Below are 15,493 nucleotides of genomic sequence, written 5' to 3' on the forward strand. Positions count from 1 at the left end.
CCTCCCTGTTCATTATGCGAGGTGGTACGTCATGTCTGATTTAGAAGGCTTTGGTTTCGTCATGCCGCACTGGTTTTACTGGGGCTGGCTGGCGGTTATGCCGCTGATCATGATTGCGCTGGATCGGCGGGAAATAAAAAAAAGGGGGTCGCTTGAATCTTCGACGATACTGGAATGCGAACTCAAGGCCGATGACGATCCGGTTATCAAATACCCTTCCAGTGGTAACCGTCTGACCCGGATTATCGATTGGGCGAGCGAGAAATCCGGTGTTTTCGTGTCTTTCTGGACGGTAAACGCGGTCTGCTTTTACTTTTTCGAAGTCATCATGCGCTATGTGTTCAACATGCCGACGGTCTGGGTGCATGAGGCCAGCTTTCTGTTGCTGGGCATGCAGTACCTGCTGGCGGGCGGCTTCGCGCTGCTGCACGGATCACACGTGCGGGTGGATGTCATGTACAACTTCCTGCCGGAGCGTGGACGTGTCGGCATGGATATATTTACGTCAATGTTCTTTTTCATCTTCGCGCTGGCCCTGGTCTGGACCTCCTGGACCTTTTTTGCCGATGCCTACTCCATGGGCGAAACCACGGTGGAAACCTGGGGTATCCAGTATTGGCCGGTCAAGGCGGTCATGCTGCTCGGTGCCGTACTGATTCTGCTGGCCGGAATCTCGAAACTGATCAAGGACATTGCGTTGTTCGTCCTTATGGGGCGGGAGACAAACACGTGAATACCAAAGTGATGCAAGTGAACCTGGCCGGCGCCCGCACGGGCGGCTCAGTCGGAGGTACCCTGGGTACCTGGCTGATGATTCTGGCGACCCTGTCGATGGCGGTGATTATCGGTGTCGAGATGATCAATACGCTGTTCTACGACCCTTATGAAGACGATTACTTTCTGTTTCGTCTGGCTGGCAGCATGGAAGATGTGGCCATCGGACCCCTGACCTACCTGATGTTTGGTTCTCTGCTGGTGGCGCTGATGATGGGGCTACCACTGACCTTCGTGACCGGCGGTCTGGGGGTGATGTTCATCTATCTGGTGGGTGATGCCACCATGCTGAACATCATTCCGGGGCGTATTTTCCCCATGATGACCAACTCGGATCTGGCCGCCATACCGCTGTTCATCTTCATGGCGTCGATGCTGGAACGCGCCGGTCTTATCGAGGAAATGTTCAACGTCGTCTACAAGTGGATGGGGGGCCTGAGCGGCGGTCTTGCGACCGCTACGATTCTGGCATCGACCATTCTGGCTGCCATGGTGGGTGTTATCGGCGCGGCCGTTGTGACCATGGGCATTATTGCCCTGCCTGCCATGCTCAAACGCGGATATGACCATCAGATTGCGCTGGGTTCCATCATGGCCGGTGGCACCCTGGGTATTCTGATTCCGCCGTCGATCCTGGCTATCCTCTATGCTGTGGTGGCACAGCAGTCGGTGGGCGAACTCTACCTTGGGTCCATCATTCCGGGGCTGATGTTGTCAGGCATGTATATTGCCTATGTGCTGATCCGCACCAAGCTTAACCCCAAACTGGGGCCACCGGTGCCGCCGCAAGAGCGCATCTCCTTCGGGCAGAAATTGCTGCTGCTCAAGGACCTGGTTGCGCCCCTGGTGTTGGTGATGCTGGTGCTTGGCCTGCTGTTCGGGGGTATCGCCACGCCGGTAGAAGCGGCCGGGATCGGTTCCTTCGGCGCCATGCTGGTGGCGATGAAACACGGTGCTTTCTCGGTGGAAGCGCTAAAGGATGCCTCCGTGACCACCGCCAAGGCATCCGCCATGGTGCTGTGGATCATGTTTGGTGCCTCGGTGTTCGTCGGCTTTTACATTCTGCAGGGCGGCCAGGAGTTTATTACCCAGTCAATTTTGTCCACGGGCATGTCGGCCTATGGCATCCTGTTTCTGCTGATGATCCTGCTGGTAATTCTGGGCATGTTCCTTGACTGGGTTGGCATTCTGCTGCTGGCGGTGCCTATCTTCATTCCCATCGTCCAGGCGCTGCAATTCGAGGGTCTGTTTGGCCTGCCGGGTGTCGCCGGAGATGATGTGGTGCTCTGGTTCGGCGTTCTTTATCTCGTGAACATGCAGATGTCCTTCCTCAGCCCGCCTTTTGGCTATGCGCTGTTCTATATCCGCGGCGTTTGTCCGCCGGAAATTACCATGGCCACCATCTTCAAGTCGTCGCTGGTCTTCCTCGCGCTCCAGGCGGTGGGATTGATGCTCTGCGTGCTCATGCCGGGCGTGGTGACCTGGTTGCCCAATCTGGTGTATGGCTAGACGCATCTACCCGGGCCGTCCGGTGGGCGGCCCGTTCAACGACTGAGCCCGCTGCGCATGGCTGTGGTGGTGGATACTCAGAATGCGGCTGATCCCGCTTACCGGCGCATGCTGCCGGACCTGGAGCGCAGTGTGGCATTCCAGGCAGCCTGTGACCTGATTTTCAAGGGCTGTGAACAGCCCAGTGGTTATACCGAGCCATTGTTGCACCAGCGTCGTGGTCAACAAAAGGCGTTGCAATTCGCGCGTCAGGCCGGTTGATTAAAGCGTTTTCTTCCCATAACGGGGCAGCCTGCCGGCGCCCCCGGGCGAGGGTTCAAGCGCGCTCGCCATGCTCATTTTTCAAGGAGCCACAGATGTTGACCATTAACCGACTCGACCAGGCCGATGCGCGCCTCCTTATCGCGGGTGCCGCGGCGCGGGCAACAGAAATCGGCATACCCATGTGTATCGCCATCACCGATGAGTGCGGCAACCTGCTGGCCTTCGAACGCATGGACGGGGGCAAGGTCATCAGTATTACCATCGCCCAGGACAAGTCCTTTACCGCGAGTGCCGCGCGCAAGGCTACCCACGAATATAATGCAGCCTGTGTGCCGGGCAATCTGATGTTCGGCATACACACGGCCCTGGGCGGACGCCTCTGTGTGGTGGGCGGGGGCTTGCCGGTCATTGTGGACGGCGAAGTCGTTGGCGGCATCGGCCTGAGTTCCGGTACGCCGGCCCAGGACATGGACTGTGCCCAGGCCGGTATCGATCATTTTTTGCAAAGCCGGCACCAGGGTGCCTGAGTAAAACGCCAAGCCCATGTGGAGCGCTGTGATGACCGAAGTATCGAAACCTGACAAGGCCCGGCTGGTTGAACTCTTGCGCCGCTTTATCGATCCCGAGTCTGTGATTGACGATGCCGAGACCCAGCGCCCCTACGAGTGCGATGGCCTGTCGATGTATTGCGAAATGCCGCTGGTCGTGGTGCTGCCGGATACGGTCGAGCAGGTGCAGCAGGTGCTGCGCATCTGCCACCAGCATTCGATTCCCGTGGTGGCCCGGGGGGCCGGAACCGGACTCTGTGCCGGTGCCATGCCCCACGCCGAGGGCGTGGTGCTGTCCCTGGCCAAATTCAACCGCATCCTGTCGATCGACCCGCTGGCGCGCAGCGCCCGGGTACAGCCGGGCGTGCGCAACCTGGCCATTACTGAAGCCGCTGCCGAACAGGGTCTGTACTACGGGCCTGATCCGTCCTCCCAGATTGCCTGCACCATCGGCGGCAATGTGGCCGAAAACTCCGGCGGTGTACATTGCCTGAAATACGGTCTTACCGTACACAATATTCTCAGCGTCGAAATGCTCAGCGTCGAGGGCGAGAAGCTCAGCATCGGCAGCCAGGGGCTGGACAGCTGCGGCATGGATCTGCTGGCGCTGATCACCGGGTCCGAGGGCCTGCTGGGCATTATTACCGAGGTTACCGTCAAGCTGCTGCCCCAGCCCGAGAAGGCCCAGGTGGTGCTGGCGGCCTTCGACAGCGTGCAGCAGGCCGCTGATGCCGTGGGTGGCATCATTTCGCGGGGCATTATTCCCGCCGGCCTGGAAATGATGGATACCCACGCCATCCGTGCGGCGGAAGACTTCGCCAGGGCCGGTTACCCCGGGAATGCCCAGGCGCTGCTATTGTGCGAAGTGGATGGCACCATCGAGGAGGTACAGGAACATATCGCCCAGGTGGAGGGCCTGTTTGCCTCCTTCGGCGCCACCTCGGTACGCACCTCCCAAAGTGAAACCGAGCGCGCACTGCTGTGGAAGGGTCGCAAGTCGGCATTTCCGGCGGTCGGCCGCATTTCGCCGGACTATTACTGTATGGACGGGACCATTCCGCGCAGTCAGCTGGCCCACGTACTGACCGAGATGCAGCGTCTGTCCGGCGAATACCAGCTGCGCGTCGCCAACGTCTTTCATGCCGGCGATGGCAACCTGCATCCGCTGATTCTGTTTGATGCCAATGTGCCGGGCGAATTCGAGAAAACCGAAGAGTTTGGCGCTCGCATACTGGAACTCTGTGTCCAGGTCGGGGGCTGCATCACCGGCGAACATGGTGTGGGCATTGAAAAAATCCGCCAGATGCCGATCCAGTTCAACGAGCAGGAGCTGTTGCAGTTCAATGCCATCAAGGATGCCTTTGATCCTGCCGGTACCCTGAATCCCGGCAAGGGCGTACCGACGCTGCGCCACTGTCAGGAATACCGCTCACTGGAGACCAAAACCATGCCCCCATCCACCTCAGTCAAGGGAGCAGCCTGATATGGCGGATATCGTTCCACTGCTGCAGCAGCAGATTCTGTCGGCCAGGGATCAGGGTACCAAACTCAATATCATCGGTGGCACCAGCAAGGCCTTTATGGGCCGTGTCGCCAGCGGTGACCCCCTGAATGTGGGTGGTCACCGCGGCATTGTCAGCTATCAGCCGGTCGAGCTGGTGCTCACGGCTCGGGCGGGGACGCCGCTGATCGAACTGGTGGCAGCCCTGGACGAACACGACCAGATGCTGTCCTTTGAGCCGCCGCGCTTCAGTGCGGCATCGACCCTGGGCGGCACCCTGGCGTGCAACCAGTCCGGGCCCGGCCGGCCCTGGTGGAGCTCGGTGCGCGATCAGGTGCTGGGGGTCCGGCTGCTCAATGGCCGCGGCGAGCACCTGCGCTTTGGCGGCCAGGTGATGAAAAATGTGGCCGGTTATGATGTTTCGCGTTTGCAGGCCGGTGCCATGGGCAGCCTCGGTCTGATTACTGAAGTCAGTCTCAAGGTCTTGCCCCGGCCTGCCGTCAGCTGCACCCTGGCGTTCGATCTGGGGCTGGAAGACGCCCTGGGGCTGATGAACCGGCGCGCTGCCGAGCCCAAGCCGCTGTCGGCGGCCTGCTGGCTGGACAACCGCCTTTACCTGCGTCTCAGCGGTGCCCCGGCGGCAGTGGATGCCACTGTCCGGCAATGGCTGGGGCAGGGGGAACGACTGGACGATGGCGATGCATTCTGGGTGGCACTGCGCGACCAGAAACTGGCGTTTTTCGCAGGGAAGGCGCCGCTGTGGCGCTTTTCGGTGAACCCGACCGCCGCCAATCCCGCACTCGAGGGTGACTGGCTGATCGACTGGGGCGGCGCCCAGCGCTGGTACCGCGGGGATGCGTCCATGGCGCAGATGCAGGCAATGGCAGAGGCGGCGGGCGGCCAAGTCAGCCTGTTTCGTGGCGGCGATCGCCAGGCCGAGGTCATGCATCATCAACCCCAGGCCCTTCAGACTCTTCAACAGCGACTCAAGCAGTCTTTCGACCCGGATGGCGTGTTCAATCCCGGGCGTCTGTATGGCTGGATGTAACAGGCAGGTTTGCAATGAAAACGAACATATTGGCGCAGTTCAAAGACAGTGCCCGGGGACAGGAAGCCGAGTCGATCCTGCGCAGCTGCGTACACTGCGGCTTCTGCACGGCAACCTGCCCGACCTACCAGGAACTGAATGACGAGCGGGATGGCCCGCGCGGGCGTATTTACCTGATCAAGCAGTTGCTGGAGGAGGGCACGGTCACCGAGAAAACCCGCACCCATCTGGACCGCTGCCTGACCTGTCGCAGCTGTGAAACCACCTGCCCGTCGGGGGTGCAGTACGGCCGGCTGGTGGATATCGGCCGCGGCATCGTCGAGGAAAAACTTCAGCGTCCGCCCGCGCAGCGGCTGCTGCGCTGGGGGCTACGCCGGGTGCTGCCATATCCGGCGCGTTTTGGGGCTCTGCTGCGCCTGGGGCAAAGCGTCAAGCCGCTGTTGCCGGCGGTGCTCAAGGCCAAGCTGCCACCGAGGCGGGAGCCGAGCCCCTGGCCGGCCGGCAGTCATCCGCGGGTGATGCTGGCGCTGGCCGGCTGTGCCCAGCCAGCCACGGCACCGAACACCAATGCAGCGACGGCGCGGGTACTGGACCGCCTGGGCATCAGCCTGGTGGAGGCGCCCCGGGCCGGCTGTTGTGGCGCGGTGAGCTATCACCTGTCGGCCCATGATGAAGGGCTGGATTTCATGCGGCGCAATATCGATGCCTGGTGGCCGGCCATTGAGGCCGGCGCCGAGGCCATCGTCATGACCGCATCCGGTTGTGGCGCCATGGTGCAGGAATACGGGCACCTGTTGCGTGATGATCCGGCCTATGCCGACAAGGCATACCGGGTCAGCGAACTGACGCGGGATCTGGGGGACATCCTGCTGCAGGAGGACCTGTCGGTACTCAGCCATGACAAGGGGGCGGGCAAGGTGGCGTTCCACTGCCCCTGCACGCTGCAGCACGCCATGAAGCAGAGCGGTGTGGTGGAGCAGGTGCTGGAAAGGGCCGGTATCGAATTGGCCAAAACCCGCGACAGGCACCTGTGCTGCGGCTCGGCCGGCACCTATTCGATCCTGCAACCGGACATGAGCCAGAAGCTGCTGCAGAACAAGCTCGAGGCACTGACAATCGATAATCCGCAACGTATCGTCACGGCAAACATCGGTTGTCAGCTGCACCTGGAATCCAGGGCTGACCGACCGGTCCAGCATTGGATCGAGCTGCTCGATGCCTGAGCCGAAGATGAGGCATGTCTGAGGCCGGGATGCAGGCAGGCGGCCATTTGGGTGATAAACTAGCGCCCATTGAGTCTGCCTCGTCCCGGTGTAGTCGTACAGTTTCGTGTTTCAGGTGCGGGTAATGCACGCGGGGGCTGGGCAGTTGGTGTGGCGCAGGCCTTGTGCAAGGATTACAGAAAACATGAACGACAGCCTGAATGGCGGGCCCAAAGCCGGCAAGAAAACCTCTTCATCCGGTGCGGTGCAGGTACAGTCCCTGCCCCGTGCCCTTTGAGCCGGCATTCCATGTGCACTATCAGGAGTCCGTACTACCCATTCGGGACGGGTTGCCCAAGTTCAAGGATTTACCCAAGGAGGTCGGCGGCACCGGGGATCGGCTGGCTGAGTGAGGTGTGGTTTCACCCCAGCGTTTTTTTCCGTGTGGGCGCGGTCGACTGACGCCGTTCAGCGGGTCAATCGCCGGTAGATGTCGGAGACCTTCAGCGGCAGCGCGCGCACATCGTCCACCACGCTGTAGGCGGCCGGGCCATAGAGGTGGGGCAGGTAGTCCCGCGCCTGCTCGTCGATGGTGATGCAGTAGGGGTGGATGCCGCCGCGCCGCGCCTCGATCAGGGCGCGGCGGGTATCCTCGATACCGTATTGACCCCGGTAGCCGTCGTAGTCATCCGGCTTGCCATCGGAGAGGGTGATGAGCAGGCGGGTCTTGGCCTCGGTCTGCTGCAACACCCGGGACAGGTGGCGGATGGCAAAGCCCATGCGGGTATAGTCCTGGGGTTCGATGGCGCTGATCCGCCCCCTGATCAGTTCGCTATAGGGCTCTTCGAAGTGCTTGATGTGGAACAGCTCGCAGCGCTTGCGGGTCATGCCGGAGAAGCCGTAGATGGCGTAGCGGTCGCCCAGGCTCTGCAGCGCCTCGCACAGCAGCAGCAGGGATTCGCGCTCGGCGTCGTTGATCCAGCCCTTGGTGGAGCCGCTCATGTCCACCATGAAGACCACCGCGATGTTACGTTCGTTGCGCTGCATCCTGGTGAGCAGGCGTTCGGTCATCTCGAAACCGAGGTGGGCATCCGCCAGCGCCTCCACCAGGGCATCGATATCCACCCCATCACCTTCCGGCTGGCGTTTCAGCAGCCGGTTCTCGTGGCGCATCGCCTCGAAGGTCTTGCGCAGGTGCTTGACCAGGCCGTGGTGTTTGGCCAGGGTGCGGGCCGCGAAATCGTCATACAGCGGGGTGATCTCGCGCTCCCGCACGGCGCACCAGTTTTTCCGGTAATGGCGGCGCTGGAAGTCCCACTCGTCATAGAGGTGGGCCCCCTCCTCGTGATAGCTGCCGCGCCAGACATCGTCAGCATCACGCGTCGGATCGCGCAGCAGGGCCGAATCATAGTCGCCCGGCCCGGCGGGTTGCAGGTAGTCGTCCGGGATCTCCCCCAGGTCGAGCAGGATGGAGCGTTGCAGCGCCTGCACCTCATCGGGCAGCGGCGCCGGCATATCGTCCAGCAGGATCTCGACGCGGAAACCCTCCGGCACGGACGGGTCCTCCTCGCGCTGTTTGGTAAAGCGGGATGGCCGCTTCTCCCGGACATTGCCCGGCAGCTCCTCCAGCAGGCTGTTCAGCGCCACCTTGAAACGGGCTCGCTCCTTTTCGATCCGCACCTGCATGCAGGTCCGCACCGCCTCCAGGTCCAGGATGATCGGCTGTCCGGTGGACGGGTAGGGTGTGAGTCGGCCGAGTTGCTGCCGGGCCAGCACCAGCACATCGGTAGCCTGGGTTTCCGGTGTCTCAAGCCGCGCCAGAAGCCCTGTCCACTCGGCCGGCAGGGCCGCCTCACCGAGCGCCTGGCAGATCTGTTCGAGCTGCCGATGGAGCCCCGGCAGGGCGCGTCGCAGACACGCCTTCAGGCGCAGCAGCTCCATGGCGTGATAGAGCGCCAGGAGCCCGGGATCGGGAGCGTTGAGGGACAGCAGCGGGCGGAAGGAGCCAAAGCGAATCTGCGCCCAGAGCAGGGCGCAGGTGACCTTGTAGAGCTGGAAGTTTTGCCCCGGGGTCGGCAACCCCGCCAAAAGTGGCGGCAGGAACAGGGTCTCGCTATCGGTATGGATGGTGTCCGCCGCGCTGAGCTTGAGCGGCCGCCCGGAGAGCCCCCGGAGAAAATGGCTCAGCACCCCCTCGTGCTCCTGCAGCAACGCGCCGCGTGACCGAGCCTGCTGCTGCCCGGCAAATTGCCGGTACTGTTCGATCACCCGCAGGGCCGGGCGCAGTCCCTCGGCATCGTAGCGATCCATGCTGTGGAAGATCCAGGCCTCGAAGTCGTCCGGCGCCATCAGCGCCTGCGCCGCCACGCCGCGACAGGCGACCTGGTAGCCCAGCTCCACGTGGGTACTGGCAATGCGCCGGATCCAGCTGATCAGCCGGGCCTGGCGCTCTGCCGGCAGGGCGGCGATAGCGGCGGCCGGTTGCGCCGTGTCGCGGAACGAGTACTCCACCTCCAGCAGTTCGTCCAGCTGTTGCCGGACCGCGGGCAGGGAGAGCGGGACCCCGGGTTTCATCTCAGAACAGGGAGGAGGAGAGTTCGTTCACCGAGGCGAGCATCTCCGGGTCGTCGGTGAGGGCCTGGGCGATCGCCCCCTGACAGGCGGAGACCGGGTTGACCCCGGCCACCATCAGTTTGGCGGCGTGTACCAGCAGGCGGGTGCTGGCCCCCTCTTCCAGCCCGCTGCCCTTGAGGTTGCGGGTCATGCCGGCGAACTTCACCAGCCGTCCGGCCAGCTCCCGGTCCAGTCCCGATTCGCGCATCACGATCTCGCCCTCCAGCGCCGCCCCGGGGTAGTTGAACTCCAGCGCCACGAAGCGCTGCCGGGTGCTCTGTTTCAGGTCCTTGAGCACGCTCTGGTAGCCGGGGTTGTAGGATATGGCGATGGCGAACTCCGGATCGGCCTCGATCAGGGTGCCGAGCTTCTCTATCGGCAGCACCCGGCGGTCATCGGCCAGGGGGTGGATCACCACCATGGTGTCCTTGCGCGCCTCGACGATCTCATCCAGGTAACAGATGCCGCCCGCCTTGACCGCCTGGGTCAGGGGGCCGTCGATCCAACTGGTCTCGCCGCCCTTGATCAGGTAGCGTCCCACCAGGTCGGAGGCGGTCAGGTCGTCATGGCAGGAGACGGTGATCAGCGGCCGCTTGAGCCACCACGCCATGTACTCCATGAAGCGGGTCTTGCCGCAGCCGGTCGGCCCCTTCAGCAGCAGCGGCAGCTGGTTGCGGTAGGCCGCCTCGAACAGTTCGATCTCGTCGCCGGTGGGCTGGTAATAGGGCTCATCCTCGATCCGGTACTCATCCAGTCTGAAGGTGCGCATCCGTGGATACTCCTGGGTTACTGCCTGGGCGCTCTAGCATGCTGGGGATCGGGGGCGAGATCAACAAGCGGAAAGTAAGGATTTTTTTATGGCGCTATAGTGGCAGGCAGGAAGGGAAGGCGCATCGCTCGACCTTCGGGTGCATTTCTCTGGTTGAAAAACGGAAGCATATTCAATAACTTTCAAAAAGCTTAACCATTCCGGCTGACAGGAGCAGTTTCATGCGGGACAGAGTGAGCAGCAGCATGACAGTGGAGGATATCCTGGACCGCCATGTGCGCAGCCAGGCGTTTGCGGAGATCGGCACCTGGGACTGGAATATCCGGACCGGGGAACTCTACTGGAGTGAACGTATCGGTCCGTTGTTCGGTTACCCGCCGGGCGAACTGGAGACCACCTATGAAAACTTCCTGTCGGCGGTCCATCCGCAAGACCGGCAGGCGGTGGTCGGGGCGGTCGATGGTTGTGTCGCGCGCGGCGAGCCCTACGAGATCGAACACCGCGTGGTCTGGCCCGACGGCAGCGTCCGCTGGGTGTTGGAACGGGGCGATGTACAGCGCGACCGGGACGGCGTACGGCTACGCATGCTCGGCGTAGTGCAGGATGTCACGCGCCGCATCCAGGCCGAGGCGGCGCTGCAGGAGCAGATCCTGCGCAACCGGCTGATCCTGGAGAACAGCCATGACGGGTTGATCATCCTGAACCTCGACGGCTCCCTGCGCGAGGTGAACGACGCCTATTGCCGGATGGTGGGGTATGAGCGGCCGAGCCTGCTGAAGATGCGGCTCGCCGATCTGGAGGCGAGCGAAACCGCCCGGGAGGCGGCACAACACATCAACAAGATCGAGGCCCAGGGGCATGACCATTTCGAATCGAGTCACCGGTGCCGTGACGGGCGCCTGATCGATCTGGATATCAGCGCCACCCTGGCCACGGTGGGAGCGGATCGGTTTATCTTCTCCTTCGTCAGGGATGTCACGGAACGCCGGATGAAGGAGCAGCAGCGGCTGCAGGCGGTACAGCGCCAGCGCGACACCCTGGTCCGGGAGGTCCACCATCGCATCAAGAATCACCTGCAGGGGATTATCAGTCTGCTGCGCAACCACACCCGGGACAAACCGGAGCTCTCCGCGGCGATGGAGTCGGCCATCGGCCAGGTGGAGTCGATCGCCTTGGTGCACGGTCTGCAGAGCCGCCTGAACCAGGGCAGGATCGAGCTCAAGGCGCTGTTGCAGATGATCTGCGCGGCGGTGAATAAACTGAGCTCCACGGAGATTCGACTGGAGATCGGCTGCCGCTCGACGGATATTGTGGTCCGGCCGAGCGACGGTGTGCCACTGGCACTGATCATCAATGAGCTGCTGCAGAATGCCGTGAAGCACAGCCCGCCGGCGGGTATCCGCTCGTCCGGGCTAACGGCAACGCTGCTGAGGGAGGGTGAGAGGGTGATCCTGCAGTTGAGCAATCCAGGCACGTTGCCGTTGCCGGCGGATTTCGATCTGCAAAAGGGGCTTGGGCTGGGTACCGGCCTGACCCTGGCGCGGGATCTGCTGCCGCACCGTGGGGCCGGGCTCTCCCTGACCTCGGTGGCCGACCGGGTGATTGCGCAACTGACCCTGGAGGCGCCCGTCGTCAGCCTGAAGGCGTGCCCGGTTGCTCAGGATGGATCGGAACCGAAGCGGTTGATGTAGTCCGTGGCATCGAGTATCTCGCGGGCGATCTCCTTCACCTTGCGGCGTTCCGAACGGGCCTGATCGCGCATCAACTCGAACGCCCTGTGCCGGTCGATACGGTGGCGCTCGGAGAGGATGCCGACGGCAAAATTGACGGTATTCGCCGTATCCAATGCCTGGCTCAGCCGCGTTTCGCTCGCCTGCAGTCGTTGCAACTCCCGGGCGCGCTGGAGCGCGGCCTCCAGGGTGGGTATCGCCTTGGCCACGTCGATGGGTTTGACCAGATAGCCCAGAGCACCCTCGGCCAGGGCACTTTGCAGCGTCTCGCTATCGTTATAGGCGGAGAGGTGGACCACCGGAATGGCCAGCCCATGGAGCTGTTTCGATACCTCGATACCGGAGAGCCCCGGCATGCGGATGTCCAGGATGGCAAGGTCGGGTCTCTCTCTGGCAACCAGCTCCAGCGTCTCCTCCCCGGTGGCGGCCACCAGAATGGTGTAGCCGGCATCCCGCAGTCCGCGGCCGAAGGTGGCCAGCACCAGCGCGTCATCATCAACCAGAAGGAGCTTCTTGGTCATCGGATATTCTCCCAACCCGTTTATTGTTATCTGAACCCCGTGGCAGGTTCAGGGTATCAGTCCGTGGAGAAACGAGACCTTGCTTTATATCAATTTTTTCCCTAAATGGTATCCTTCCCGTTTTCGGCTACGCCCGTGAGCCGGATTGCGTCAGTCGGGATAAATCCTTAAAGGAATGTGCCGATCTGCCGTTACATAGGGCCACCGGCAGAATTCCGCCCGGAGCACTGCTCCGGGTATTGCCGTTGCCGGCATCACCCTTCCCGTCGTGATGCCGTCACCGGTCCCGACGGCTACCGCCGGGACCGGAAAGTCCCGGATAATTCCACTCAAGGCCCTTCCCCCGCCTAGTGATAGCACTGCCGCACGCGCGGCAGCTAACGCTCCTGTTTCTATACGGAAAGCGGCGACTCGCGGACAGGTTCCGGATCTCCCGCATCTCCTCAAGAAACAGTTTGACCGACGGCCGCCAGAACCTGCGGGCATCGGTTGCAGAGAGCCAATAACAAGATGTTCAAAGAGACCAAAAGGGGGGATTGCATGATGAGACGTATTCTATTTCCGGCCGTGTACCTGATGGAGCAGCTACGCTATCCGCTCAAATTCGGGCTGATATTCCTGGTCATCCTGGCACCGCTGGTGCTGCTCTCCATCACCCTGATCCGGCATATCGATGAAGGGATTGTGCTCACCGGACATGAGCGCCAGGGCCTGGCCTATATCAGGGCCATTCGGCAACCGATAGAAGATATACAACAGCATCGCGGCATGACCAGCGCCTTGCTGAACGGCGCGGACAATTTTCGCGAGCGCCTCATGAGCAAGCGTGGCGAGGTGGACCGGAAGCTGGCCGCGCTGCTGGCGGTGGACCAGCAGTTGGGTGGTGCACTGGATACCGCCGGCAAATTGGACCCGTTGATGCGGCAGTGGGAGACCATCAAGGCCACCTCCCTGGATCAGGAGCCGGCGGTGGCGATCCGGGCCCATTCGGATCTGCTGGCCGCCTTGATAGGGCTGATGAGTTACGTGGCCGATGTCTCGGCGATTACCCTGGATCCCACGCTGGATACTTCCTATTTGGGGGATGCTGTGGTGCATAACCTGATCAATCTGACCGAGAACATGGGCCAGGCCCGGGCGCTTGGCTCGGGGGCGGCGGCACGGGGCGTACATGACCGCAACTCCTTCGTCCGGCTGTCGGTGCTGGCGAACAATATCCGTGCCTATGCGCAACGCTCCGACACCGGGCTGCAGGCGGCCATCAAGGCCAACAGTGTGGTGGGTGTGAAGTTGAGCGAGGCGGTCGCCGCCAACAGCCGGGCAATCGCCGGGATGCGGGCGCTGCTGGATCAGATCCTGGCCGATCCGGAACAGATCAGTGTCGATGACAAAACCGTGTTTGATATGGCCACCGTGGCGATCTCCGGCTCCTACCAGCTGTATGATGCGATTGCCGATGAACTGGACAGCCTGTTAAGCGCACGCATCGCCGCTGAAAGCGCCATCAAGAATAGGACGCTGGCGGTGGTGATGGCGGTGTTGATACTGCTGATCTACCTGTTTGCCGGGCTCTATAACTCCGTGGTGGGCAGCATCAGCCTTATCGGCGATGCCACTCGCCGGTTGGCCGAGGGCGACCTGAATACCCGGCTGAACCTGAATACGCGCGACGAGCTGCAGCGGATTGGTACCGATTTCAACAACATGGGCGAGGCGTTCAGGGCAGTGGTGATGCAGATCACCGATGCCACCGGCCGCCTCGCGACCATGGCGGAACAGACCTCGGTGATCACCGAACAGACCCATCAGGCACTGCAGACCCAGCTCGGTGAAACCACCCAGGTGGCCACGGCAATGAACGAGATGAGCGCCACCGTGCAGGAGGTGGCCTCCAGCACCGGCCGGACATCTCAGGCGGCCAACGAGGTGAATAGCCAGGCGGCGGCGGGACAACAGGCGATGCATGACACCATCGTCAAGATCCAGCAGCTCTCCGATACCGTGGAAGGCGCCGGATCGGTCATCCAGCAGCTGGAACAGCAAAGCGTCGAGATCGGCACCATTCTGGACGTGATCAAGGGTATCGCCGAGCAGACCAATCTGCTGGCCTTGAACGCCGCCATCGAGGCGGCCCGTGCCGGCGAGCAGGGGCGGGGGTTTGCCGTTGTGGCGGACGAGGTGCGCAATCTGGCGAGTAAGACTCAGCTCTCGACGGAAGAGATAAACCAGATGATCGGCAAGCTGCAGTCCGGCTCCGCCGAGGCGGTGGCGGCGGTGAACGGCAGTCAGGTACTGGCCCGCGCGGCCGTGGAGCAGGCTGCCCGGACTGGCGAGGCGCTGACCAGCATCAGTGGTGCCATCCAACGGGTGAATGACATGAGCACCCAGATCGCGAGTGCCGCCGAGGAGCAGAGCGCGGTAACTGAAGAGATCAACCGGAATATCGTACAGATCAACGAGATGACGGAGCAGACGGCGGTGGGTGCCCAGCAGACCTCGGCCGCCAATAGTGATCAGACGCTGCTGGCCGCGGAGCTGCAGGGCCTGGTGGGTCGCTTCAGGGTGTAGGCGAAACTGGGGTGAGGAACGAACCCCCACAGCATGGCGCACCCGCGTGAAGCCGTTGGGGTTCGTAGGCTCACCCCAACGGGATGGGAGCATAATCGGGGCTAGTTTGGTTGTCCGGACAGGTAACGGTCACCGGTAAAGGCGGTAAAAACTCTTTTGATATCCGGGTGTTGGATCGGTTCCTGGCGGCCGTCCGGCTCCAGGTTGCACTGGGCGACGTAGGTCTCGAAGTCGGAACCATCCACCAGTACCCGATACCAGGGCTCGTCCTTGGGTGGGCGGCTTTTGGCCATCTGTTCATACCACGCGTCGGTCAGCATGAATTCGGCATCCACATCGTAGATTACCCCACGGTAACCAAACAGTTTGTGGTGAACCAGTTGTCCGACGTTCAATTTTGCATATTTCATCTCATTCTCCCCGGCATGGGTCGCATGCGGATGATG

Annotated in this window: 12 protein-coding genes and 1 pseudogene; 9 read left to right on the forward strand and 4 right to left on the reverse strand. The window is 62.1% G+C overall.

Annotated features, from left to right (window positions below):
* Positions 1 to 31 precede the first annotated feature (31 nt).
* The 7 genes and pseudogenes from O9K64_RS13005 to glcF all read left to right on the forward strand — a co-directional run bounded on the left by O9K64_RS13005 (position 32) and on the right by glcF (position 6,867).
* Positions 32 to 733, forward strand: coding sequence for a TRAP transporter small permease subunit (locus O9K64_RS13005; protein ID WP_275098511.1), 702 nt, complete (start codon positions 32 to 34; stop codon positions 731 to 733).
* A complete protein-coding gene (locus tag O9K64_RS13010; protein ID WP_335342292.1) occupies positions 730 to 2,283 on the forward strand; it encodes a TRAP transporter large permease subunit in 1,554 nt (517 codons plus the stop codon). The genes O9K64_RS13005 and O9K64_RS13010 overlap by 4 nt, the downstream gene beginning before the upstream one ends.
* 54 nt (positions 2,284 to 2,337) lie before the next feature.
* Positions 2,338 to 2,544 (forward strand): annotated as a pseudogene (locus O9K64_RS13015) (hypothetical protein); the annotation flags it as partial.
* A 95-nt stretch (positions 2,545 to 2,639) separates the two neighbouring features.
* Entirely contained in the window at positions 2,640 to 3,074 is a 435-nt protein-coding gene (locus O9K64_RS13020) for a GlcG/HbpS family heme-binding protein (protein WP_275098512.1), read from the forward strand.
* Between the two features lie 31 nt (positions 3,075 to 3,105).
* Positions 3,106 to 4,578, forward strand: a complete 1,473-nt coding sequence (locus O9K64_RS13025; RefSeq protein WP_275098513.1) for an FAD-linked oxidase C-terminal domain-containing protein — start codon at positions 3,106 to 3,108, stop codon at positions 4,576 to 4,578.
* Between the two features lies 1 nt (position 4,579).
* On the forward strand, positions 4,580 to 5,644 hold the full coding sequence (gene glcE / locus O9K64_RS13030) for a glycolate oxidase subunit GlcE (RefSeq protein ID WP_275098514.1): 1,065 nt from the start codon (positions 4,580 to 4,582) through the stop codon (positions 5,642 to 5,644).
* 14 nt (positions 5,645 to 5,658) lie between these two features.
* On the forward strand, positions 5,659 to 6,867 hold the full coding sequence (glcF, locus tag O9K64_RS13035; protein ID WP_275098515.1) for a glycolate oxidase subunit GlcF: 1,209 nt from the start codon (positions 5,659 to 5,661) through the stop codon (positions 6,865 to 6,867).
* Positions 6,868 to 7,314: 447 nt separating this feature from the next.
* Here glcF and O9K64_RS13045 read toward each other — a convergent pair whose 3' ends face one another.
* Together O9K64_RS13045 and O9K64_RS13050 are read right to left on the reverse strand one after the other, a co-directional pair.
* Positions 7,315 to 9,420 (reverse strand): nitric oxide reductase activation protein NorD, encoded by a 2,106-nt coding sequence (locus O9K64_RS13045; protein WP_275098516.1) that lies wholly within the window; start codon positions 9,418 to 9,420, stop codon positions 7,315 to 7,317.
* 1 nt (position 9,421) lies between these two features.
* A complete protein-coding gene (locus O9K64_RS13050; protein ID WP_275098517.1) occupies positions 9,422 to 10,228 on the reverse strand; it encodes a CbbQ/NirQ/NorQ/GpvN family protein in 807 nt (268 codons plus the stop codon).
* A 221-nt stretch (positions 10,229 to 10,449) separates the two neighbouring features.
* Here O9K64_RS13050 and O9K64_RS13055 point away from each other — a divergent pair, with 221 nt between their 5' ends.
* A complete protein-coding gene (locus tag O9K64_RS13055) occupies positions 10,450 to 11,919 on the forward strand; it encodes a PAS domain S-box protein (RefSeq protein ID WP_275098518.1) in 1,470 nt (489 codons plus the stop codon).
* Here O9K64_RS13055 and O9K64_RS13060 read toward each other — a convergent pair.
* A complete protein-coding gene (locus tag O9K64_RS13060; RefSeq protein WP_275098519.1) occupies positions 11,886 to 12,479 on the reverse strand; it encodes an ANTAR domain-containing response regulator in 594 nt (197 codons plus the stop codon). The genes O9K64_RS13055 and O9K64_RS13060 overlap by 34 nt on opposite strands.
* A gap of 543 nt (positions 12,480 to 13,022) precedes the next feature.
* Between O9K64_RS13060 and O9K64_RS13065 the strand changes: the two genes are divergently transcribed.
* Positions 13,023 to 15,047 (forward strand): methyl-accepting chemotaxis protein, encoded by a 2,025-nt coding sequence (locus O9K64_RS13065; RefSeq protein ID WP_275098520.1) that lies wholly within the window; start codon positions 13,023 to 13,025, stop codon positions 15,045 to 15,047.
* 101 nt (positions 15,048 to 15,148) lie between these two features.
* Here the strand turns inward: O9K64_RS13065 and hspQ are convergent, their stop codons facing one another.
* The gene (gene hspQ, locus O9K64_RS13070; RefSeq protein ID WP_275098521.1) at positions 15,149 to 15,457 is read right to left on the reverse strand and encodes a heat shock protein HspQ; all 309 of its coding nucleotides are present in this window, start codon (positions 15,455 to 15,457) and stop codon (positions 15,149 to 15,151) included.
* Positions 15,458 to 15,493 lie beyond the last annotated feature (36 nt).

This window comes from Sedimenticola hydrogenitrophicus (genome assembly GCF_029017505.1).
Classification (GTDB): domain Bacteria; phylum Pseudomonadota; class Gammaproteobacteria; order Chromatiales; family Chromatiaceae; genus Sedimenticola; species Sedimenticola hydrogenitrophicus_A.